At 72.9% G+C, this 21418-nt stretch carries 18 protein-coding genes; 7 read left to right on the top strand and 11 right to left on the bottom strand.

Going from position 1 to position 21418, the window contains the following annotated elements:
• Positions 1 to 41: 41 nt before the first annotated feature.
• Genes ACFV57_RS23055 through ACFV57_RS23045 form a run of 3 tightly spaced genes read right to left on the bottom strand, consistent with a single transcriptional unit; the run spans position 42 to position 3598 of the window.
• Positions 42 to 1334 (bottom strand): LCP family protein, encoded by a 1293-nt coding sequence (locus ACFV57_RS23055; RefSeq protein ID WP_385235346.1) that lies wholly within the window; start codon positions 1332 to 1334, stop codon positions 42 to 44.
• Between the two features lie 55 nt (positions 1335 to 1389).
• On the bottom strand, positions 1390 to 2928 hold the full coding sequence (locus ACFV57_RS23050; protein ID WP_385235343.1) for a sensor histidine kinase: 1539 nt from the start codon (positions 2926 to 2928) through the stop codon (positions 1390 to 1392).
• On the bottom strand, positions 2918 to 3598 hold the full coding sequence (locus tag ACFV57_RS23045; RefSeq protein ID WP_385235340.1) for a response regulator transcription factor: 681 nt from the start codon (positions 3596 to 3598) through the stop codon (positions 2918 to 2920). The genes ACFV57_RS23050 and ACFV57_RS23045 overlap by 11 nt, the downstream gene beginning before the upstream one ends.
• 1040 nt (positions 3599 to 4638) lie before the next feature.
• Between ACFV57_RS23045 and groES the strand changes: the two genes are divergently transcribed.
• Both groES and groL read left to right on the top strand, forming a co-directional pair.
• Positions 4639 to 4947, top strand: coding sequence for a co-chaperone GroES (gene groES / locus ACFV57_RS23040; protein WP_010986397.1), 309 nt, complete (start codon positions 4639 to 4641; stop codon positions 4945 to 4947).
• 103 nt (positions 4948 to 5050) lie between these two features.
• A complete protein-coding gene (groL, locus tag ACFV57_RS23035; protein ID WP_385235337.1) occupies positions 5051 to 6673 on the top strand; it encodes a chaperonin GroEL in 1623 nt (540 codons plus the stop codon).
• 119 nt (positions 6674 to 6792) lie between these two features.
• Here the strand turns inward: groL and ACFV57_RS23030 are convergent, their stop codons facing one another.
• The 5 genes from ACFV57_RS23030 to ACFV57_RS23010 form a co-directional block, all read right to left on the bottom strand.
• Positions 6793 to 7842, bottom strand: a complete 1050-nt coding sequence (locus ACFV57_RS23030; protein WP_385235334.1) for a hydroxyacid dehydrogenase — start codon at positions 7840 to 7842, stop codon at positions 6793 to 6795.
• Between the two features lie 28 nt (positions 7843 to 7870).
• Positions 7871 to 8806, bottom strand: coding sequence for a carbohydrate ABC transporter permease (locus ACFV57_RS23025; RefSeq protein WP_385235331.1), 936 nt, complete (start codon positions 8804 to 8806; stop codon positions 7871 to 7873).
• A complete protein-coding gene (locus tag ACFV57_RS23020) occupies positions 8806 to 9789 on the bottom strand; it encodes a carbohydrate ABC transporter permease (protein ID WP_385235329.1) in 984 nt (327 codons plus the stop codon). The genes ACFV57_RS23025 and ACFV57_RS23020 overlap by 1 nt, the downstream gene beginning before the upstream one ends.
• Positions 9786 to 11105: an ABC transporter substrate-binding protein gene (locus tag ACFV57_RS23015; RefSeq protein ID WP_385235326.1), complete on the bottom strand. Its 1320-nt coding sequence runs from the start codon at positions 11103 to 11105 to the stop codon at positions 9786 to 9788. The genes ACFV57_RS23020 and ACFV57_RS23015 overlap by 4 nt, the downstream gene beginning before the upstream one ends.
• Before the next feature lie 151 nt (positions 11106 to 11256).
• A complete protein-coding gene (locus ACFV57_RS23010) occupies positions 11257 to 12573 on the bottom strand; it encodes a LacI family DNA-binding transcriptional regulator (protein ID WP_385235323.1) in 1317 nt (438 codons plus the stop codon).
• A gap of 198 nt (positions 12574 to 12771) precedes the next feature.
• Here ACFV57_RS23010 and ACFV57_RS23005 point away from each other — a divergent pair, with 198 nt between their 5' ends.
• Positions 12772 to 14763 (top strand): DUF2264 domain-containing protein, encoded by a 1992-nt coding sequence (locus tag ACFV57_RS23005; protein WP_385235320.1) that lies wholly within the window; start codon positions 12772 to 12774, stop codon positions 14761 to 14763.
• Between the two features lie 15 nt (positions 14764 to 14778).
• On the top strand, positions 14779 to 16353 hold the full coding sequence (locus ACFV57_RS23000) for a right-handed parallel beta-helix repeat-containing protein (RefSeq protein ID WP_385235529.1): 1575 nt from the start codon (positions 14779 to 14781) through the stop codon (positions 16351 to 16353).
• A gap of 58 nt (positions 16354 to 16411) precedes the next feature.
• Here ACFV57_RS23000 and ACFV57_RS22995 read toward each other — a convergent pair whose 3' ends face one another.
• A complete protein-coding gene (locus ACFV57_RS22995; RefSeq protein WP_385235317.1) occupies positions 16412 to 17185 on the bottom strand; it encodes an SDR family NAD(P)-dependent oxidoreductase in 774 nt (257 codons plus the stop codon).
• 86 nt (positions 17186 to 17271) lie between these two features.
• Positions 17272 to 17937 carry an MOSC domain-containing protein gene (locus ACFV57_RS22990; RefSeq protein ID WP_385235313.1) on the bottom strand — a complete coding sequence of 222 codons (666 nt, stop codon included), beginning with the start codon at positions 17935 to 17937 and terminating at the stop codon, positions 17272 to 17274.
• Between the two features lie 79 nt (positions 17938 to 18016).
• Between ACFV57_RS22990 and ACFV57_RS22985 the strand changes: the two genes are divergently transcribed.
• The gene (locus ACFV57_RS22985) at positions 18017 to 18928 is read left to right on the top strand and encodes a LysR family transcriptional regulator (RefSeq protein ID WP_385235310.1); all 912 of its coding nucleotides are present in this window, start codon (positions 18017 to 18019) and stop codon (positions 18926 to 18928) included.
• Between the two features lie 213 nt (positions 18929 to 19141).
• Here ACFV57_RS22985 and ACFV57_RS22980 read toward each other — a convergent pair whose 3' ends face one another.
• On the bottom strand, positions 19142 to 19474 hold the full coding sequence (locus ACFV57_RS22980) for a WhiB family transcriptional regulator (protein ID WP_385235307.1): 333 nt from the start codon (positions 19472 to 19474) through the stop codon (positions 19142 to 19144).
• Between the two features lie 379 nt (positions 19475 to 19853).
• Here ACFV57_RS22980 and ACFV57_RS22975 point away from each other — a divergent pair, with 379 nt between their 5' ends.
• Positions 19854 to 20465, top strand: coding sequence for a response regulator transcription factor (locus ACFV57_RS22975; protein ID WP_003948568.1), 612 nt, complete (start codon positions 19854 to 19856; stop codon positions 20463 to 20465).
• A 281-nt stretch (positions 20466 to 20746) separates the two neighbouring features.
• The gene (locus tag ACFV57_RS22970; protein ID WP_003984493.1) at positions 20747 to 21322 is read left to right on the top strand and encodes a sigma-70 family RNA polymerase sigma factor; all 576 of its coding nucleotides are present in this window, start codon (positions 20747 to 20749) and stop codon (positions 21320 to 21322) included.
• The last annotated feature ends 96 nt before the right edge of the window (positions 21323 to 21418 follow it).

Below are 21418 nucleotides of genomic sequence, written 5' to 3'. Positions count from 1 at the left end.
GGCGTCGCTCTCCGGTCCCCCGAGGGGCCGGAGCGAGCTCGTCAGTCCACGCACGGGATGCCTCCGCCATCGATCATGGGAGTCGTCTGCCCGGAACCCTCCGTCCCGGAACCGGACTCCACCGTCGATGAGGAAGACGAGGGTGGGGGTTGCTGGGTTCCCGCAGGTGAGCGAGGTGTGCCGGGTCCGGGGGTGGCGCCGGGCGCGGGGGAGGGGCCGTTCGCGGCCCCGATCTGCCGGGCGACCAGTCTGCGCACCTTGTCCGGGTTGACCAGGTTAACGTCCTCGCCGCGGTGCTTCGCGAACCCCTCCACGGGCAGGGTCGTGAACCGTACGTTCCCGCCCGAGAGGTTCTTGGCCTGCCCGACGAACGACAGCAGGTCCCAGCCCTCGTCGATCACCAGGTCCTGCTTGGCGACGTCCATCAGCTTCAGCAGTCGCAGCGGATCGGTGAAGGTGCCCGCGGAGTTCAGCTTGTGCGTGGCGGAGGCGAGGAACGCCTGCTGGCGGCGCGTACGGTCCAGGTCGCCCGCGGGCAGGCCGTGCCGCTGCCGTACGAAGGCCAGCGACTGCGGCCCGTCGAGGGTCTGCCGCCCGGCCTGGAAGTCCGCGCCCGAGTACCGGTCCTTGACCGCGTGCTTCAGGCACACCGGTACGCCGTCGAGCGCGTCCGCGATGTGCAGGAAGCCCACCAGGTTGACCTCGGCGAAGTGGTCGATCGGCACGCCGAGGAAGTTCCGTACCGTCTCGATCTCCGCCTTGCGGCCCGCCTCCCGCCCCGCGTGCTCCAGCTGGTGGTGGTCGGTGACGCCCTGTCGCGCGAGCCGGTCCTCGGCGGCGGCCTTGGCCAGCCCGTACGCCTTCTTGATCTTGTCCTTGCCGTGGCCCGGGATGTCCACGAAGTCGTCGCGCGGGACGGAGAACGCGGTGGCCCGGCCGCCGTCCGCGGGCACGTGCAGCAGGATCAGGGTGTTGGTGTTGTAGCCGCCGATGTCGGACGACGCGCCCGCGTGCAGCTTGTCCAGCACGTCCTTCGGCAGGTCGTCGCCGTTCTGGTCCTTACGGCTGTCCAGCCCCATGAGCAGGATGTTGGTCGCCCCGCCCGACGACTTCGGCGCGCCGTCGCCGAGCGCCTTCGACGAGCCGATCTGCGCGGCCAGGTCCCGGTAGAAGTACCAGCCCGCCCCCGCGGTGCACAGCAGCAGCACCGACACGCACAGGGCCAGTCTGCGCACCAGAACCCGCCGCCGGGACCCGCGGCCGTGCCGGGCTCCGCGCCGGCGCCCCTGCGGGCGGGCCGCGTCCGTGCTGGTGAGCCTGCGACGGTGCTTCATCCGAACAGGCTGGCCGGACCGCGCTGAAGGAATCCTGAAGGTCCTGAAGGCGGCCTCAGGAGCGGTCGGGCACGGGAAGGACGGCCACGAAGCGGGCGCCGGGCCGTCCGTCCTCCCTGCTCCGTACGGTCAGGTCGCCGCCGTGCGCACGGGCGATGCCGCGGGCGATGGCCAGCCCCAGCCCCGTACCGCCGGTCTCCCGGTCGCGCGCCGCGTCGAGCCGGGCGAAACGTTCGAATACCTGCGACCGGTCGGCTTCCGGGATGCCGGGGCCGTCGTCCACCACCTCCAGTACGGCCCGGGGGACGGGACCTCCCTGGAAGCGTGCGACGACACGGACCTCCGACGCCGCGTAACGCAGGGCGTTGTCGACCAGATTGGTCAGCAGGCGCTCCAGCTGCACCGGGTCACCCCGTACGGGAACCGGCTCGGCGGCCGCCACGATCAGCCGGGCCCCGCCACGCCCCGGCCTGCCCGCGGCCTCCTCCGCCGCCAGCAGGGCCAGGTCGACCGGCTCGGCGGCACGCGGGGCGTGCGCGTCGAGGCGGGCGAGGAGAAGCAGGTCGGCGGCGATCCGCTGGAGCCGCTCGGTGTCGCGGAGGGCCGCGCGTACGGGGTGCTCCAAGGAGGCGGGGTCCTCGGCCCCGGCTCCGGACCCGGCCCCGCTCCGGGCCTCGGCCGCGAGCGCCACCTCCAGCCGGGACCGCACCGCCGCGATCGGGTTGCGCAGTTCGTGCGACGCGTCCGCGACGAACTGGCGCTGCCGGGTCACGGCCTGCTCCAGCCGGTCCAGGGTGGCGTTGACCGTACGGGCCATCAGCGCGATCTCGTCACCGCCCGCCGGGTCCGGCACCCGCCGGTCCAGCTCGCTCTCGCTGACGGCGGCCAGCTCCGTCCTGATGGCGGTCACCGGGCGCAGCGCCAGCCCGGTCACCGCCCAGGCGATCGCCGCGGCCAGCGCGATCAGCGGCGGGGCGCTGGCGAGCAGGGCGACGCCGATGGCGTGGGTCGCGTCGTCCACGTCCGAGAGCACGGTCACCGCGTACACGTAACGGACCTGCCCGCCGCCGGGCGGCGTGGCCCGGACCACCACCACGTCCGCGCGCGAACCGCCGGCTGCCACGGCGGGGGAGCCGCTGATGACGCGGTCGGCGGAGTCCTGGTCCGACGGCGGCCGCAGGTCCCGCAGCTCGGCGGCGAGCGGATCGGCGGTACGGAGACTGGTGGCGACGACCCGGCCCGCGCCGTCCAGGACCAGCACCAGGTCGACGCCGTCGGCGGGCGAGGGCAGCACGTCGGGCAGGGCGCCCGTGTCCGCCTGCGCGGCGACCTTGCGGGCGGCGACCTCCGTACGGCTGGTGGTGTTGTCCAGAAGATTGGCGCGCAACAGCGCGTAGAGCCAGCCCCCGCCGACAGCCAGCACGAGAGCCATGGCGAGGGCGGCGGCCGCGGCGGAACGGCCGCGCATGGACGCGGGCCGGGGCGGGAAGCGGGTGGTCCGTACCGGACCGGTCCGACGCCGGCCTGCCCGCAGCCGGCCGGTCCGTACCCGGGCGGCCCGGTCCGGGGGCGGCGGCCGCCTCTCAGTCGTCACCGGGCGCCATCCGGTAGCCCGTACCGTGCACGGTACGGATGGAATGCCGGCCGAACGGCACATCGACCTTCTTGCGGAGCGACGAGACGTACACCTCGACGATGTTGGGGTCCACGTCGGCCGGCGAGTCCCAGACCTCGTCGAGGATGTCCCGCTTGGCGACCGCCTGGCCCTCGCCCGCCATGAGACAGCGCAGCACGGCCAGTTCCCGGGCGGTCAGCTCGATGTCGGCGTCGCCGCGCCGGCAGCGGCGGGCCTCGGCGTCCAGGGTGAGGTCGCCGCACTGGAGGGTGCGGGGTCGTTCGGCGGCCCGGCCGCGGCGGGTGAGCGCGCGCAGCCGGGCGAGCAGCACGACGAACGAGAACGGCTTGGTCAGGTAGTCGTCGGCGCCCGCGTCCAGCCCTTCGGCGACGTCGTACTCGCCATCCTTGGCGGTCAGCATGAGCACGGGCGTCCAGTCGTCCCCGCGCCGCAGCCGCCCGCAGATCTCGTACCCGCTGGGCCCCGGCAGCATCACGTCCAGCACGATCGCGTCGTACGAGTTGGTGAGCGCCAGCTCCAGCCCTCGGTGACCGTCCCGGGCGACATCCACCCAGTGCCCCTCGGCAGCCAGCCCCCGCCGCAAGGAGTCGGCCAGGCCTTCTTCGTCCTCCACGACCAGTATGTGCATGGGGCCATTGTTGCGGGTGCGCCCCGTTTTGGGCTTCGGGTTGCCTGGGTGGGGGTGCGCGTTGTGCGCATTTGGTCCGGTGGGTGGGGGGCTCGGGCCCACGCAGGGGTCACTCTCCCCCAGCCTTCGGCCGGGGGCACCCCCACGACACCGTGCACGTCATCCGGGACGTCATCGTGAACCCAGATACCCGGCTGCTCTGCGGGGAGACCCCTGCGTGGACCCGAGCCCCGCGCCGTGGGCGACTATCCGTACGACGTGGCTAGCCCCTGCGCGAAGCGCAGGGGCGGGACCGCCGCGCGGAGCGTGGCGGGGAGGTTGCGATGGCCCGGGCCGCGCACTGCCTCGCCGGGCGGTAGCTGTGGACGCCGCCACCATGACCGCGAGCATCACCACCAGGTCAGGCGCACCCGGGGCTGTCTGTCATCCCCCCACCGGCCGGGACGCGCCAAACCGGCCGGAGGGGGTGCGTAGGGGGCCATCCCCGCAGAGCAGCCGGGTATCTGGGTTCACGACTACGTCCCCGTCGCCGTGCACGGTGTCGAGGAGTTGGCCCCCTGCGCACCCCCGCCCCCAGAACGAAAGCAACGCGACCCCGGCACGGACCCCACCCCCACGCGCGAAGCGCGCAACGCAACGCGCCCCCGGCACGGACCCCACCCCCACGCGCATAGCGCACACCGCGCAACAGGCCGACGCCCCCGGCCACCACAACCCCGCGCGCAAAGCGCGCACCGCACCGCGCACCAGTCCGACGCCCCCGGCGTCAACCCAACGCACGCCCCGCAGGGGCAAGGATTGCCCCACCCCCCACCTGGGCAAGGACGCACACGAACCCCACATCCGAAACACGCACCCCAAACCGCATTGGCACTCCGCTTGACCGAGTGCTAACCGCGTCATAGTCTCGGCTCTGGCACTCTCCACCGGGGAGTGCCAAACACAGCGACGGGCAGGTCCGGCACCCGCGACGACGGATCGACCTGGTCGCCACCTCAGACAGTTAACCCCGTGAGATCTCCGAAGGGGGAGGTCGGATCGTGACGACCGCCAGCTCCAAGGTTGCCATCAAGCCGCTCGAGGACCGCATCGTGGTCCAGCCGCTCGACGCCGAGCAGACCACGGCTTCGGGCCTGGTCATTCCGGACACTGCCAAGGAGAAGCCCCAGGAGGGCGTCGTCCTGGCCGTGGGCCCGGGCCGCTTCGAGGACGGCAACCGTCTTCCGCTCGACGTGACCGTCGGCGACGTCGTGCTCTACAGCAAGTACGGCGGCACCGAGGTGAAGTACAACGGCGAGGAGTACCTCGTCCTCTCGGCGCGCGACGTGCTCGCGATCGTCGAGAAGTAATTCACCGAAGATTGCCTTGTGCTGCGCCCCTGGTTCCCGCGTCTAAACAACCGGTCGCCCGGGGCGCAGTTCGTTGGAGAGAACGACTAAGGACACGTAACTCATGGCGAAGATCCTGAAGTTCGACGAGGACGCCCGTCGCGCCCTTGAGCGCGGCGTCAACAAGCTGGCCGACACCGTGAAGGTGACGATCGGCCCCAAGGGCCGCAACGTCGTCATCGACAAGAAGTTCGGCGCCCCCACCATCACCAACGACGGTGTCACCATCGCCCGTGAGGTCGAGGTCGACGACCCGTACGAGAACCTCGGCGCGCAGCTGGTGAAGGAGGTGGCGACCAAGACCAACGACATCGCTGGTGACGGCACCACCACCGCCACCGTGCTGGCCCAGGCGCTGGTCCGCGAGGGCCTGCGCAACGTCGCCGCCGGTGCGTCCCCCGCCGCCCTGAAGAAGGGCATCGACGCCGCGGTCAAGGCCGTGTCCGAGGACCTCCTCGCGACCGCCCGCCCGATCGACGAGAAGTCCGACATCGCGGCCGTCGCCGGTCTGTCCGCCCAGGACAAGCAGGTCGGCGAGCTGATCGCCGAGGCGATGGACAAGGTCGGCAAGGACGGTGTCATCACCGTCGAGGAGTCCAACACCTTCGGTCTGGAGCTGGACTTCACCGAGGGCATGGCCTTCGACAAGGGCTACCTCTCGCCGTACATGGTCACCGACCAGGAGCGGATGGAGGCCGTCCTGGAGGACCCGTACATCCTGATCCACCAGGGCAAGATCGGCTCGATCCAGGACCTGCTGCCGCTGCTGGAGAAGGTCATCCAGGCCGGCTCCTCGAAGCCGCTGCTGATCATCGCCGAGGACGTCGAGGGCGAGGCCCTGTCGACGCTGGTCGTCAACAAGATCCGCGGCACCTTCAACGCCGTCGCCGTCAAGGCGCCCGGCTTCGGCGACCGCCGCAAGGCGATGCTGGGCGACATGGCCGCGCTGACCGGCGCGACCGTCATCGCCGAGGAGGTCGGCCTCAAGCTGGACCAGGCCGGTCTGGACGTGCTGGGCACCGCCCGCCGCGTGACCGTCACCAAGGACGACACCACCATCGTGGACGGCGGCGGCAACTCCGCCGACGTCGAGGGCCGCGTCAACCAGATCAAGGGCGAGATCGAGTCGACCGACTCGGACTGGGACCGCGAGAAGCTCCAGGAGCGCCTGGCGAAGCTGGCCGGCGGCGTCTGCGTGATCCGCGTGGGTGCGGCCACGGAGGTCGAGCTCAAGGAGAAGAAGCACCGTCTGGAGGACGCCATCTCCGCGACCCGCGCCGCGGTCGAGGAGGGCATCGTCTCCGGTGGTGGCTCCGCGCTGGTGCACGCCGCCAAGGTGCTGGAGGGCTCCCTCGGCAAGGAGGGCGACGAGGCGACCGGTGTCGCCGTCGTCCGCCGCGCCGCCGTCGAGCCGCTGCGCTGGATCGCGGAGAACGCCGGCCTTGAGGGCTACGTCATCACCGCGAAGGTGGCGGAGCTGGAGAAGAACCAGGGCTTCAACGCCGCGACCGGCGAGTACGGCGACCTGGTGAAGGCCGGCGTCCTGGACCCGGTCAAGGTGACCCGTTCGGCGCTGGAGAACGCCGCGTCGATCGCGTCGCTGCTGCTCACGACCGAGACCCTGGTCGTCGAGAAGCCCGCCGAGGAGGAGCCCGAGGCCGGTCACGGCCACGGTCACGCCCACTGAGGCAGCGCGAGCCGTACGAGGCCCGGTCCCCTTTCGAGGGGGCCGGGCCTCGTCCCGTTTCCGGCGGGGCCGGTCGGGCCCTGCCCCGTTTCCGGCGGGCCCGGCCGGGGCGGCCCGCTTCAGGCGGAGCGGCCGAGCCCTTCGGGGCGTACGGGGTCGGCGAACGGCAGCCCTTTCGTGTAGCGCTCGACCTCGTCCAGGGCCTGGTCGGCCATGCGGTGGAGTTCGTTGCCGAGGGAGCCGGCGATGTGCGGGGTGAGCAGGACGTTCGGAAGGTCGTACAGGGGTGAGGAGGGGGGCGGGGGTTCGGGTGCCGTCACGTCGAGGACGGCGTTGAGGCGGCCGGCGAGGAGCTCGGGGAGCAGGGACGTTTCGTCGACGAGGGAGCCGCGGGCGGTGTTGATCAGGGTGGCCCCGTCGGGCATGAGGGCGAACTGGCGGGCGCCGAGCAGGTGGTGGGTCGCGGGCAGTTGGGGCGCGTGGACGGTGACGACGTCGGAGGCCGCGCAGAGGTCGTCGAGGGCGGCGGGGGCGACGCCGAGCCGGGCGGCTTCGGCCGCGTCCACGTACGGGTCGTGGAGGAGGACCGACAGGTCGAAGGGGCGCAGGAGTTCGATGACGCGGCGGCCGATGCGGGAGGCGCCGATCACGCCCACCGTACGGTGGTGGTTGCCGGCGCCGTCCAGCTCGCGGCGCCAGTCGTGGGGGGCGCGCAGCGTGCGGTAGCGGTGTGCGACGGGCAGGACGCGCTTGTTGGCGAAGAGGATCGCGGCGAGGGTGAATTCGGCGACGGGCTGCGCGTTGGCCGACGCCGCCGAGGCGACGGCGATGCCGCGGTCCCAACAGGCGCTGGTGACATGGGGTTTGACCGAGCCGCCGGCGTGGACGACGGCGCGCAGGCGCGGGGCCCGGTCGAGGACGGCGGCGGTCAGCGCGGTCGCGCCCCAGGACGTCAGGAGCAGCTCGGCATCGGCCAGCGCGGCGGCCACCGCCGGGGGCGGGTCGGCCAGGTCGTGGGCGACCAGGCGGGGGTCGGTGCGGGTGAGGGCCGCGAGGCGGGTGCGGTGGTGGTCGGCGAGGAGGCGTCCGGCGAGGCCGGGTTCCATGGCGAGCAGCAGCGTGGGGCGGGAAAGTGCCTGGTCGCAGCGATTGTCAGTGGTGTGGTGCATGGTGGAAGCGTGCTCCTGGTTCGGGGCGTCACTTGACGCTTCCGGCGGCGAGTCCGGCCTTCCAGTGCCGTTGGAGGGTCACGAAGGCGATGATCAGGGGGATGACGGCGAGGAGGGAGCCGGTGACGACGAGGGGGTAGAAGGACGGCTCGCCGTGCGCGTTGCCGTTCCAGGCGTACAGGCCGAGGCTCACGGGGAAGAGCCGCTGGTCGGAGAGCATGACGAGGGGGAGGAAGAAGTTGTTCCAGATCGCGGTGAACTGGAAGAGGAAGACGGTCACCAGGCCCGGCGCGACCATCCGCAGGCCGATGGACCAGAAGACGCGCAGCTCGCCCGCGCCGTCGATACGGGCGGCTTCGAGGGCTTCGTCGGGGATGTAGCCCGCGCTGAAGACCCGCGCCAGATAGACGCCGAACGGGTTGACGAGTACGGGCACCAGCACCGACCAGTAGGTGTTGACCAGGCCGGTGCCGCTGGCCAGCAGGTAGAGGGGGAGCGCCAGCGCCGTGGTGGGGACCAGGACGCCGAGCAGGACGACGCCGAACAGCGCCTTTTTTCCGGGGAATTGGTACTTGTCGAAGGCGTATCCGGCGGCCACGCAGATCAGCGCGCACAGCGCGGCGCCGGCGCCGGCGTAGAGCAGGCTGTTGGCGTACCACCGGAAGTAGATGCCGTCGCCCTCCGCGGCGAGGCGGGAGAGGTTGCCGGCCAGGTCGAAGCCCTCGAAGGACAGGGCGTCGCCGGCGAGCAGGCCGCCCGCGTCCTTGGTGGCGGCGGTGACCAGCCAGACGAGGGGGAAGAGCGTGTAGAGGACGGCGAGACCGAGCGCCGCGTTGACGGCGGCGGGGGAGAGCCAGCGGCCGCGGGGGCGGCGGCCGGCGGTGCGTACGGACGGCGCGCGGGGCGGGCGTACGGGCGCGGGGGCCGACGGGGCGGCGACGGCGGTGCGGGGCGAGGGCGCCATCAGGGTCTGCCCTTCGGGTGGGTGAGCGGGGGACGGGAGGCGCGGCCGGATCGGGGGGTCCGGGCGGATCGGAGGGGCCGGGCGGATCGGAGGGTGCGGCCGGATCGGGAGGCGCGGGCGGAGAGGCGGGTGACGGCGAAGGACAGCAGCGCGGCGGCGAGGGCGAGCAGGACGGACGAGGCGGCCGCGAGGCCGTAGTCGTTGCGGCCGAAGGCGGCGGTGTAGGCGTACATGTTCGGCGTCCAGGAGGAGGTGACGGCGGAGCCGGAGCCCTGGTTGAGGATCAGTGGTTCGGTGAAGAGCTGGAGCGAGCCGATGACGGTGAAGAGGGCCACCATGACGAGGGAGGAGCGGATGAGGGGGAGCTTGACCGCGATCGCGACGCGCCAGGCGCCCGCGCCGTCCACCGTCGCGGCCTCGATCACCGAGCGGTCGATGGCCTGGAGGGCGGCGTAGAAGATGACCATGTTGTAGCCGATCCACTCCCACAGGGCGATGTTGACGACGGAGGGCAGCGCCGTGGCGGGGGAGAGGAAGTCGAGGCCGAGGCCGCCGGACTCCATCGCGGCCACGACCGGGCTGAGCTTGGGCGTGTAGAGGTAGACCCAGATCAGGGCGGCGATGATGCCCGGCACGGCGTGCGGCAGGAACAGGGCGAGCTGGAAGAAGCGCCGGGCGCGGGCCAGTGCGGAGTCCAGCAGCAGGGCCAGTGCCAGCGCGCCGGCCAGCAGGAGGGGGATGTAGAGGGCGCAGTAGCCGAGGAGGACGAGGAAGCCGTCGCGGAAGGCGGGGTCGCCGAGCGCCGCCGCGTAGTTGCCGAGTCCGCTGAAGACCGTGTGCGTACCGCCGAAGCCGAGGCCGGACTGCTTCTCGGTGAAGAGGCTGAGCCAGACGGCGTACCCGACCGGGATGACCATGACCACGACGAACAGGGCGAAGAAGGGGGTGAGCAGGACGGAGACGGCACGCGCCTTGGCGCTCACCGGCCCATGACCTTCAGGCCGCGCTTCCTCAGCTCGCGTACCGTCGCGTCGCTGCCGGCGCGTACGGCGGCGGCGAGCGAGGCCGCGCCGCGGCTGCCCGCCACCTTGCCGAACTCGTCCTTCAGGGCGGTGTTGGTGGTGCTGGTGGCCGGTCCCCAGCCCCAGTCCGCGTGCACCGAGGCGGCGGCCGCGTCGAAGAGGGCGTAGACGTCCTGGCCGCCGTAGTAGCGGGTGTCGAACGCCCGCCGGGCGACGGGACGCAGGGCTGCGGTGACCGGGTAGGCGCTGGACTGGCCGGACGCGGCACGGGCTCGGACCGCGTCCGCGGAGGTGGCCAGCCAGGTCGCGAACCGTACCGCGGCCCCGGTGTGGCGGCTGCTCCTGGTCACGGCCGTCGTCGAGCCGCCGAGCATTCCGCTGGCGGGCCTGCCGTCCCAGGTCGGCACGGGCGCGGCGGCCCACTTGCCGCTCTGGTCCGGCAGGGTGCCCTTCAGGACGCCCGCGCCCCAGGAGGCGCCGAGGTAGCCGACGGTGCCGCCGCCGCGCAGCGAGTTGGTCCACCCGGGGCTGAAGGAGGCGTGGGTGTGGACGAGGTCGTCCTTGAGGAGGCCCTGCCAGTAGGCGGTGACCTTGCGGGTCGCCGGGTCGGTGGTGTCGAGTTTCCAGGAGTCGCCCTGGGTGGCGAACCAGTGGGCGCCGGCCTGCCAGGCCATCGCCTCGAAGGTGGTCGGGTCGTCGGGGAAGAAGGTGGCGACGCGTGCCTTCGGGTCGGCCTTCTTCGCCGCGGCCGCGGCGGCGCGGAAGCCGTCCCAGGTCCGTGGCACTTCGATCTTGTGCCGGGTGAAGAAGTCCTTGCGGTAGTAGTAGACCTGGGGCGCGGCGTCGAAGGGGACGGCCCAGTTCCGGCCGCCGAGGGTGGTGAGCCGGACGGCCTGCGGCAGCAGCTTCCTCTTCAGGTCCGGTGTCACGTACGGGGTGATGTCCTGGATGGCGCCCTGGCTGACGAACTCGGGGAGCGTCGGGTATTCGACGCTGACCAGGTCGGGCGCGTTGCCCGCGCGGACCGCGTTGGAGATCTTGGCGTAGCCGCCCGCGGTGCCCGAGGGGATCTCCTCGTACCGGACCTTGGTGTCGCGGTGCGTGGCGTTGAACGCGGCCACGGCCTGCCGGGTGCCCTTGGTCCAGCCCCAGTACGTGAGGGTCACGGGGCCTTCGTGCCCGGCGGCGCCGCTGCTGCTGCCGCAGGCCGTCAGCAGGGTCAGGGCGGTGAGGCCGCCGGCGAGCGCGAGGGACGTTCTGCTCCAACTGAGGCTCATGGCGCGGCTCCTGAGCGTGGGGGAGGGGAGCGGCGCGAAGGTGGTGGCCGCGATCCGCGATCCTTGGCCCGGCCTTGAGCGAAGTCAAGAGCGAAAGATTGATTGATCGAAAAAAGAACAGGATGGGGGAGGCGGGTGCGGCGTACGGGGGTCAGCCGGAGCCGCCACCCGCGCCGCACGAGGCGCGTACCCGCAGGGTCGGCAGCAGGGTGAGGTGACGTCGCGGGGCCGGTTCCGGCTCGCCGCCCGGCCCGCCCGGCCCGCCCGGCAGACCCGGCCCGACCTGCCCACCCACCAGATCCGCCCCGGCCAGCCCACCCGGCAGGCCCGTCCCACCCGCCCCGCCCGTCCCCGCCAGCTCGCCCGGCAAGCCCGGACCGCTCGGCTCGCCCAGCAAGCCCGGCCCGCCCAGCAAGCCCGGCCCGCCCAGCAGGCCCAGCCCGCCCCCACCCCCGCCCCGCTCGCGCAGCCGGTCCACCAGGAGGCGCGCCGCCTGCCGTCCTACCTCGCGCTTGGGCGGCGCCACCGCCGTCAGCGGAGTGTCCGCCAGGGCCGCCACCTCGTCGTCGTACGCGACCAGCGCCAGGTCGTGCGGCACCCGTACGCCCAGTTCCGCCAGCCGCTGCACCATCTGGATCGCGTCCACGTCGTTGTGCACCAGCGCCGCCGTCGCCTCCCCCGAGGCCACCGCCGACCGCAGTTCCCGTACGGCCCGCTCGAACCCTTCCGGGTCCCGCTCGGCGGGCACCGAACCGACGACCGGCCGAGGCGGCCGCACGCCGAGGGCCCGCAGCGCGGCCTCGTACCCCTCGCGCACGGCGAGCGCCGTCGGGCTGTCGGCGCGGGCCACCAGCAGCGGAGCCGCGTGTCCCTGCGCGACCAGGTGGCGCAGCGCCAGGAGCACCCCGTGGCCGTGGTCCGAGCACACCCGGTCCAGCCCCGCCAGCGGGCTGCCCGGCGGCACGCTGCGTTCCAGCAGCACGACGGGTACGGGGAGTTCGGCGACCCAGCCGCCGTACTCGGACGGGTCGCCCGGCCCGCGCCAGCCCGGCGCGACGAGCAGCCCCTCGGCCCCGGCCGTCAGCAGCCCCTCGGCGCGCGCGGGGTCTTCCTCGGGGCGGTAGTCGGAGATCCGCAGGACGAGCCGGGCCCCGGCCCGCGCCGCGGCCTCGTGGGCGCCGTGGATCACGTCGGCGAAGTAGTACGTGGCCGAGGGCGCCAGCAGGCCGAGCACGGGCCCCTCGGGGGCGGGCGCCCGGCCGCCGGAGCCCCGGTCGCGCTGCCGGGGCCAGGACACCGCGCCGTGCACCCGGTCGAGCAGTCCCTTGCCGGTCAGCGTCTCGACGTCGCGCCGTACGGTGACGGGCGAGACGCCGAGCTGGTCGGCCAGGTCGGTGACGCGGGCCGAGCCACGTTGCCGTACCAAGGACAGCAGGCGCTCATGACGTTGCACAGCACGCTCGCGCACGGCGGCAGCCCCCTCGCGGTGTGGTGGAACGGTGTCGGCCGGGACGGCGGCCGGCCCGGTCCCGTCTCCAAGATGAAGACGCACCCTAGTCCAGCGTGATCGAACGGCGCAGCAACCGGTCATTCGATCAGGTCCTCTTGACGTTCGATCGTGGTGAGTTGAGGATTTTCGAGTCGCCGACCGTAGAGGGAAACACCCATGACCGTGCCGTCATCTCCGCACCCCACCGGCCGGAAGGCCGGTTCCCTGCCGCCCGAGGACCGCGAGCGCAGCCCGTACACCGGCTGGACCCGCGCGCACTGGGAGTCCACGGCCGACAGCCTCCTGGGCGCGGTCGTCCCGTACGCCTCGCCCCGCAACGGACTCATCAACCTCCCCGGCGCCCGCCCCAGTTGGTCGGGCCCGCGCTCCGACGGCCTCGAAGGCTATGCCCGTACGTTCCTGGCCGCCGCCTTCCGGGTGGCCGGAAGCGGCGGCCACGACCCGCACGGCTACCTGGCCCGCTACGGGGAAGGGCTCGCCGCGGGCACCGAACATCCCGTCAGCGAGCCGGACCTCGGCGGCAAGCACCCCGACGCCTGGCCGCTGATGCCCGGCACCCGGCAGGCCATCGTCGAATCCGCGTCCGTCGCCCTGGGCCTGCGCCTGACGCGCCCCTGGCTGTGGGACACCCTGGACGAGGACGTCCGCACCCGCGCCGTCGAATGGCTGCTGCCCGCCCTCGACCCGCCGCCCATCGACAACAACTGGTGGCTGTTCGGCCTGACCGTCGGCGGGCTCCTCCTGGACTCGGGCATCGAGACGGAACGCGCGCAGGCCTCCGTCGACCGCGCGCTGGAGCGCATCGACGGCTGGTACCGGGGCGAGGGGTGGTACAGCGACGGCGACAACCAGGCCTTCGACCACTACAACGGCTGGGCGCTGCACTTCTATCCCGTTCTGCACGCCCATCTTTCCGGCGACCGCGCCCTGCTCGACACATACGGGGAACGGCTGCGCGCCCACCTCGACGGCTACCGCCACATGTTCGACGCCAACGGCGCGCCGATGCCCTTCGGCCGCTCGCTCACCTACCGCTTCGCCACCCTCGCCGCCCCCTGGCTCGGCGCGCTCACCGGCCACACCCCGCTCACCCCCGGCGCCACCCGCCGCCTGGCCTCCGGCACCCTGCGGCACTTCGTCGACCACGGCGCGGTGACGGACGAGGGCCTGCTGCCGCTCGGCTGGTACGGCCCGTACGCGCCCATGCTCCAGGGCTACTCGGGCCCGGCCTCCCCGTACTGGGCGTCCAAGGGCCTGCTCGGCCTGCTGCTGCCGGAGGACCACCCGGCCTGGACCGAACGCGAGGAACCGCTGCCCGCCGAGACCGCGGACGCCGTCACCACGCTGCGCGCGCCCGGCCTGCTCGTGCAGTCCACGGCGGCCGACGGGCTGGTCAGGCTGCACAACCACGGCAGCTCCTCGGTCTTCGGCCCGGCCGACCCGAACTACGCGCGGTTCGCCTACTCGACGCGTACGGGCCCGTCGGCCGCCGGGACCGGCGAGGACGCCGCGAACGCCGTGACCGTCCTGGACACCTCCGCCAACCCCGGCTCGGACACCACTCCCGCCGAGACCCCCGACAACCACTTCGCGCTGCTCGTGGACGGCGTGCCCACCGGCCGCGGCGCCGCCGAACCACGCGGCGCCGGCCCCGGCTGGGCCGCCTCCGCGCACACCCCGCGCCACCCGGACGGCTCCGAACTGACCGGCGTACGGGTGCTGTCCGCGACCCTGGCGCACGGCCGCGCCGAGGTGCGCGCCCACCTCGTCACCGGGGCCGCGCCCGGCACGCCCGTACGCCAGACCGGCTGGGCCGTCACGGAGGACGGGCCGACCGCCCAGCTCCACCCCGTACACGGCTTCGCGGCGGACGGCGCCGGAGAGCCGAGGACCGTACGGACGGGCAGTACGCCCTTCGGGGACCACACCCGCACCGCCTGCCTCGACGGCACCGTGCCCGACACCTCCGACGCGTCCGGCGGCGCGCTGTTCGTCTCGCTCGCCTCGCTCACCGCCGAGCCCGCCCCGGCCCCCGTGCACAAGCTCGCCGAGGTCCGGGTCACCGGCCGCCACACCCTCCACGTGACCTGGGAGGACGGCACCACCAGCGCCCTGACGTTCGACAAGGACACCGCCACCGTCCCGTAAGGGAGGTACGTGACCATGAGACCCGAGGCCGGACCAGCAGTCCGCGCCACCGCCCGCGCGCGTGCGCTCACGGCAGTCCTGGCACTGTCCGCCGCGCTCGCGCCGGGCCCGGTCCCCGGCGCGCACGCCGCCGGCCGCCCCTCCGCTTCCGCGGGCCACGCCTTCCACGTCGACTGCGCCGCGCCCGCCGGGGGCGACGGCTCCCGCGCCCGCCCCTGGTCCACCCTCGCCCAGGCCAACGCGCATCCGTACGGCCCCGGCGACCGCCTGCTGTTCCGCCGGGGCAGCACCTGCGCCGGAACCCTCGCCCCCAGGGGCGCGGGCTCCGCCACCGCCCCCTTCACCATCGCCGACTACGGAAGCGCCGCCGCCCGTGCCCGTCTGGACGGCGCCGGCGCCCACGACACCGTGCTGCTCGCCGACACGCAGTACGTACGGCTCGCCGCCCTGGAGATCGTCAACGCGGCACGCCCCGGCACCGAACGCAACGGCGTACGGCTGCGCCTGACCGACTACGGCACCGCGCGCGGCCTGGTGCTCTCGGGGCTGTACGTGCACGACGTGCGCGGCGGCGACGCCAAGACCCTGACCGGTTCCAGCGGCATCCACGTGGCGGTCGAGGGCACGGCGCGGCCCAGCCGCTACGACGGGCTGGAGATCGCGGGGAACCTGATCGAGGACGTCGACCGGGAGGGCGTGTACTTCAAGTCGACCTGGTCCAGGCGCGACCTCGTCGGCAACCAGCAGGACCCGCACACCTACCCGGGGGCCTGGACCCCGAGCACCGGCGTCCGCGTCCACCACAACACCCTCAGGTCACTGGCCGGCGACGGCATCAAGCTCGACACCACCGCGGGCGCCGTCGTCGAGCACAACCGCGTGGACGGCTTCCAGCTCCGCTCGCCCTCGGCCAACGCCGGAATCTGGACGTTCAACACCGACGACACCCTCGTCCAGCACAACGAGGTCTCCGGCGGCGGCAGCACACACGACGGCATGTCCTTCGACGCGGACGGCGCCTCCAGGAACACGGTGTTCCAGTACAACCACAGCCACCACAACAAGGGCGGCTTCCTGCTGCTGTGCCCGTACAGCGGTGCCAAGACCGTCGGCACCACCGTCCGCTACAACGTCAGCCGCGACGACGGCGCCCGGCTGATCCAGAACTGCGCGGGGCCCATCCTCGACACCCGCATCTACAACAACAGCTTCCTCAACACCGACCGCATCCCCGCCTACCTGGTCCAGGACGACACCGCGGCCCCGGCCCGCACCGACCACCAGCTGACCGTCCGCAACAACATCTTCGTCAGCCGCGGACCGGGCGGCTACGCCCTCAAGAACCCCACACCGGACCTGCGCTTCGACCACAACGTCTTCCACGGGCCGCCCCCGGAACACCTGCCCGCCAACCCGGGCGGCACCACCGCGGACCCCCGGCTGCGCGACGACTTCCGCCTTACCGCGGGGTCACCGGCCCTTGCCGCCGGGCAGCACATCGCGGGCAACGGCGGCCGCGACTACTTCGGCACACCGCTGCCCGCCGGAGCCCCCGCCATCGGCGCTTACGAGGGCCCCGGCATCCGCTGACGACTTCCGCAGCGGTGCGGGCCGCGCGCACCTCACCCACGGCCCGTACCGCAGCGCCTCACTGAGGCCCGTACTTGCGCCCCGTCTTCGACGTGATCCCGCCGAGGAGGTTGCGCGGCGCCAGCTTCGCCACGCCCATCAGCGCCTTGTAGCGCGGGTCCGGAACGGACAGCGACTTGCCGCGCGCCAGGTCCTTCATCGCCGCGTCCACCAGCTTGTCGGCGTCCAGCCACATCCAGTCGGGGATGCTCTCCGTGCCCATCCCGGCCCGTTCGTGGAACTCGGTCCGTACGAAGCCGGGGCACAGCGCCATCAGCCGTACGTTGCTGCCCGACAGGTCGCGGGCGGCGCCCTGGGTGAACTGCACGACCCACGCCTTGCTCGCCCCGTACGTGCCGCGCGGCACGAACGCGGCCACCGAGGCCACGTTGACCACGCCGCCGCGGCGGCGCTCGCGCATCCCCTTGACCGCCGCCGACGTCAGCCGCAGCACCGCCTCGCAGTGCACCTTGAGCATCTTCAGCTCGTCGGCCATCGGCACGTCCAGGAATTCACCCTTGTTGCCGAAGCCCGCGTTGTTGATCAGCAGGTCCACCGGGTGGGTGCGGTCGGCGAGCCGCTCCTCGACCGCGGTGATGCCGTCCTCCGTCGCCAGGTCGGCGACCAGGACGGACACCTCGACGCCGTGCCGGTCGTGCAGTTCGGTGGCCTGCTCGCGCAGCCGCTTCTCGTTGCGCGCCACGAGCACCAGGTTGTGGCCGTCGCCCGCCAGCCGGCGGGCGAAAGCGGCGCCGATGCCCGCCGTCGCTCCCGTAATCAATGCAGTCGTCATACGGGCACGCTATCCGTATACGGGCACGCCCCTCGCCCCCGGCCGGTACGCCCCGGCCGGGGCCCGGACGCCCCGTTCACCCGGGTTCAAGCCTCTTGTGCGCGGATGTACTTGAGCGCCCACTCGCGCAGCTCCGGGTGGAGCGCCGCACCCGCCTCCAGGAGCCGCGGCAGCACCTCGCGCCCCGTGGTCATGCCGCGGAAGGCGAGGGCGATCGTCACGTCGTGGTCCGGGCGGTGCTCGATGGTGATGGTGTCCCCGGCGCGGATCTCGCCCGGCTCGACGACCCGCAGGTACGCGCCGGGCCTGCCCGCCTGTGTGAAGCGCTTGATCCAGCCCGGCTCGCCCAGCCGCCCCTGGAAGGTCATGCAGGGGATGCGCGCTGAGGTCACCTCCAGCAGCAGCCGGGGGCCGACGCGCCAGCGCTCGCCGATCCGCGCGTGGGTGACGTCCACGCCGCGGGTGGTGAGGTTCTCCCCGAAGAGGCCGGCGGGCAGGTCGCGGCCCAGCTCCTTCTCCCAGACGTCCAGGTCCTCGCGGGCGTACGCGTACACCGCCTGGTCGTCGCCGCCGTGGTGCTTGAGGTTGACCACCGCGTCACCGGCCAGGCCGCTGCCGCCGGTGCCCTTGGGACCGGGCGGGGACACCGCCACCGGTCCGTCGACGGGCCGCTTGCCGATGCCCGTACTCCCCGTGGCGCCGCGGTACTCCATGGGCCGCGGCTCTCCCGTGTTCACAGACAGAAGCTCCATGGGGGCACGCTAGAGCCACCGGGGCAAAGGTGCGAGTGATTATTTCCCTCCCGCTCCAAGGCTCGCTTATGATCGAAGCATGATCGAAGCCCGTCATCTCCGTGTGCTGCGCGCCGTCGCCCGGACCGGCTCCTTCTCCGCGGCGGCCCGCGGGCTGGGCTGCACCCAGCCCGCCGTCAGCCAGCAGATGAAGGCGCTGGAGCAGTCCGCCGGCACACCGCTGCTGATCCGTACGGGCCGCGAGATGCGGCTGACACAGGCGGGCGAGGCGCTGGTCCGGCATGCCACCGGCATCCTGGCCGGGCTCACCGCCGCCGAGGAGGAGGTCGCCGCCATCGCGGGCCTGCGGGCCGGGCGGGTGCGGCTGGTCTCCTTCCCCTCCGGCAGTTCGACGCTGGTGCCCACCGCGCTGGCCGCCATGCGCGCCGCCCACCCCGGCACCCGGGTCTCCCTGGTGGAGGCCGAGCCGCCGCGCTCGGTCGAGATGCTGCGCAACGGCGACTGCGAGATCGCGCTGGCCTTCCGTTACCCCGAGGTGCGCGGCGCCGACCCCGCCGCCGAGGCGGAGTGGGACGACCTGGTCGTGCGGCCGGTCCTGGTCGACCGGCTGGTGGGCCTGGTCCCGGAGTCCCACCGGCTGGCCGGTGCCGGCACGGCGGGCTTCGCCGACCTGGCCGGCGACCCGTGGATCGCGGGCTGTCCGCGCTGCCGGCGGCACCTGGTCGAGGTCTGCGAGGGCGCGGGCTTCACGCCGCGCATCGACTTCGCGACGGACGACTACCCGGCGGTGATCGGGCTGGTCGGCGCCGGCCTCGGCGTGGCCGTGCTGCCGGAGCTGGCGCTGGAGTCGGTGCGGCACAAGGGGGTCCGTACGGTCGCGATGGAGCCGTGCGTACAGCGCGAGGTCGTGGCACTGACCCTGCCGGACCTGGCGCAGGTCCCGGCGGTCGAGGCGATGCTCGGCCGGCTCGCGGGCGCGGTCCACCGCTGAGGGCGGCCCCGGGGCGGGCCTTCGTGGGACGCGGGGCGGTCCGTCGTGGGGCGCGGTCCGGCAGGGGGACGCGGTCCGTGACGGCGCGGTCCGCGGCAGAGCCGTGATGCGCGGCAGATCCGCGGTCCCTGGCAGACCCGCGGTCCGGACTGGGCCGTCCGGGGGAAAATTCCGAGGAAACGTTTCTTCAGTCGTCGGCGCGTCCGGCCCCCGTCAGGCGCCGCCGACGCCCGGACGACCGGCCACGGCCGCCGCCGGAACCAGCCGGTGCCGCGCCCGGCCCATCAGCTCCTCGCGCTCGTCCTCCGTCAGTCCGCCCCACACCCCGTAGGGCTCGCGGACCGCGAGGGCGTGCGCCGCGCACTGGGCCCGTACCGGGCAGCGCATGCACACCTCTTTCGCCGACGTCTCACGCGCGCTGCGGGCGGCGCCGCGCTCGCCCTCGGGGTGGAAGAAGAGGGAGCTGTCCACGCCACGGCACGCGGCGAGCAGCTGCCAGTCCCAGAGGTCTGCGTTCGGGCCCGGAAGGCGCGAGAAATCTGCCATTGCTAGTCCCCTCGAAGCGGTACCGGTTCGGGCTCGGTGCTCACGACCGTACATCTACTGTCTAAGTAGATGTAAATATGACTCATTGCGAATCTAGCCACAGACACCGTGAAAAAGGAAGAAAAGCCACCAAATAGGGCACAGCGCCACGAAGGTGGGCATTGATCGGCCGCACATCTTCTGCGTGTCCGGGCCCTCACGTAGAGTGTCGAAGGCGGCTACCCAACCCGTAACTCTTTCGAGTGACCGTCGTTGAGAGGGCGGAAGCGGTTGATGGAGGTAGTCCTCGGGCAGGTGTCCGAGGCGGTCTACCGCTCAGGTGACGATACGTACCAGCCTGGAGGCTCAAGGTGACGCGCATCAGCTGCGGAGGGCGGTCATGACATCCGTCCTCGTCTGTGACGACTCCCCGCTTGCCCGAGAGGCGCTCCGCCGCGCGGTCGCGACCGTGCCCGGTGTAGAGCGTGTGACGACGGCGGCCAACGGCGAGGAAGTCCTCCGCCGCTGGGGCGCCGATCGCTCGGACCTGATTCTGATGGACGTGCGGATGCCCGGACTGGGAGGGGTCGAGACGGTGCGCCGGCTGCTCTCCGCCGATCCCGGGGCCCGCATCATCATGCTCACGGTCGCCGAGGATCTGGACGGGGTCGCCTTGGCGGTCGCCGCCGGCGCCCGCGGCTATCTGCACAAGGACGCCTCGCGCGCCGAACTGCGCGCGACGGTCACGCAGGCGCTGGCCGATCCCACGTGGCGGCTCGCTCCACGCCGGCTGCGGTCCGCCGAGATGGGGGCCGCGCCGACCCTGACCGCGCGCGAGATCCAGGTGCTGGAGGGCATGAGTCACGGCCGCTCCAACGCGGAGATCGGACGTGAGCTGTTCCTCTCCGAGGACACGGTCAAGACCCACGCCAGGCGGCTGTTCAAGAAGCTCGGCGCCTCCGACCGGGCCCACGCGGTCGCGCTCGGATTCCGCTGGGGTCTGGTCCGCTAGGACGGCTGTGACGTGCAGCGATGCGGGGGAGTGAGGGTCCCCGCCCGCCGCGTGGCGGGCGGGGTGGCAGGCGGTCCCGCAGGCGCCGGTCCGGGAGCGGAATCCCGGTTCGGCGCGCGGTGCCGCATCCTTGAGGTATGGAGTTCCTCGGGGACGGGCCGATCCGGTGCGAGGGGAGGGCGCGGGAGATGACAGCCGGCGCACCTGCCGCTCATAACGCTTCGGTGCACAAGTACGGACCTGATGCCGCGGATCGCGCCGCGCCAAGGCACCATGGACCGATGCGCGATGACGGGATTCAGGAGATCGGTGATCTCGTCGCACGCGCCGTGGAAGGGGATCGCCGGGCCACCCACGACCTGCTGGCCCATGTGCATCCGCTCGCGCTGCGCTACTGCCGCACCCGGCTGTCCCGGCTGCCGGGTGACGCGCGCCACTTCGTCGAGGACCTCGCCCAGGAGGTCTGTGTCGCGGTGCTCTGCGCGCTGCCGCGCTACCGGGACACCGGAAAGCCCTTCGAGGCGTTCGTCTTCGCCATCGCCGCCCACAAGGTCGCCGATCTCCAGCGGGCCGCGATGCGGGGTCCCGGCAGTACGGCCGTGCCGTCCAACGAGATGCCCGAGCAGCCGGACGACTCCCTGGGTCCCGAGGAGCGGGCGCTGCTCAGCAGCGACGCCGAGTGGGCCAAGAAGCTGCTGGCCAACCTCCCGGAGAACCAGCGCGAGCTGGTGCTGCTGCGGGTCGCGGTCGGGCTGACGGCCGAGGAGACCGGGCAGATGCTGGGGATGTCGCCGGGTGCGGTGCGGGTGGCGCAGCACCGGGCGCTGAGCCGGCTGCGGGCGCTGGCCGAGCAGTAGTCACGGCTCGGGGCGAGGGGCGGAAGAGCGGTGCACGGTGCACAGTGCTCGCCGGGAAGCCGGGAAGCCGGGAAGCCGGGAAGCTGGGAAGCCGGG

The organism is Streptomyces sp. NPDC059788 (genome assembly GCF_042732265.1).
Lineage (GTDB): Bacteria > Actinomycetota > Actinomycetes > Streptomycetales > Streptomycetaceae > Streptomyces.
The sequence above is the reverse complement of the archived record's forward strand: the minus strand, read 5'-3'. Positions and strand labels throughout refer to the sequence as shown.

Coding starts and splice junctions, on each gene's coding strand:
- ACFV57_RS23000 (WP_385235529.1), top strand. CDS start 14,779: ATGAGACCCGAGGCCGGACCAGCAGTCCGCGCCACCGCCCGCGCGCGT.
- ACFV57_RS22985 (WP_385235310.1), top strand. CDS start 18,017: ATGATCGAAGCCCGTCATCTCCGTGTGCTGCGCGCCGTCGCCCGGACC.
- ACFV57_RS23015 (WP_385235326.1), bottom strand. CDS start 11,105: ATGAGCCTCAGTTGGAGCAGAACGTCCCTCGCGCTCGCCGGCGGCCTC.
- ACFV57_RS22970 (WP_003984493.1), top strand. CDS start 20,747: ATGCGCGATGACGGGATTCAGGAGATCGGTGATCTCGTCGCACGCGCC.
- ACFV57_RS23025 (WP_385235331.1), bottom strand. CDS start 8,806: ATGGCGCCCTCGCCCCGCACCGCCGTCGCCGCCCCGTCGGCCCCCGCG.
- ACFV57_RS22975 (WP_003948568.1), top strand. CDS start 19,854: ATGACATCCGTCCTCGTCTGTGACGACTCCCCGCTTGCCCGAGAGGCG.
- ACFV57_RS23055 (WP_385235346.1), bottom strand. CDS start 1,334: ATGAAGCACCGTCGCAGGCTCACCAGCACGGACGCGGCCCGCCCGCAG.
- ACFV57_RS22995 (WP_385235317.1), bottom strand. CDS start 17,185: ATGACGACTGCATTGATTACGGGAGCGACGGCGGGCATCGGCGCCGCT.
- ACFV57_RS23045 (WP_385235340.1), bottom strand. CDS start 3,598: ATGCACATACTGGTCGTGGAGGACGAAGAAGGCCTGGCCGACTCCTTG.
- groL (WP_385235337.1), top strand. CDS start 5,051: ATGGCGAAGATCCTGAAGTTCGACGAGGACGCCCGTCGCGCCCTTGAG.
- ACFV57_RS22980 (WP_385235307.1), bottom strand. CDS start 19,474: ATGGCAGATTTCTCGCGCCTTCCGGGCCCGAACGCAGACCTCTGGGAC.
- ACFV57_RS23005 (WP_385235320.1), top strand. CDS start 12,772: ATGACCGTGCCGTCATCTCCGCACCCCACCGGCCGGAAGGCCGGTTCC.
- ACFV57_RS23030 (WP_385235334.1), bottom strand. CDS start 7,842: ATGCACCACACCACTGACAATCGCTGCGACCAGGCACTTTCCCGCCCC.
- ACFV57_RS22990 (WP_385235313.1), bottom strand. CDS start 17,937: ATGGAGCTTCTGTCTGTGAACACGGGAGAGCCGCGGCCCATGGAGTAC.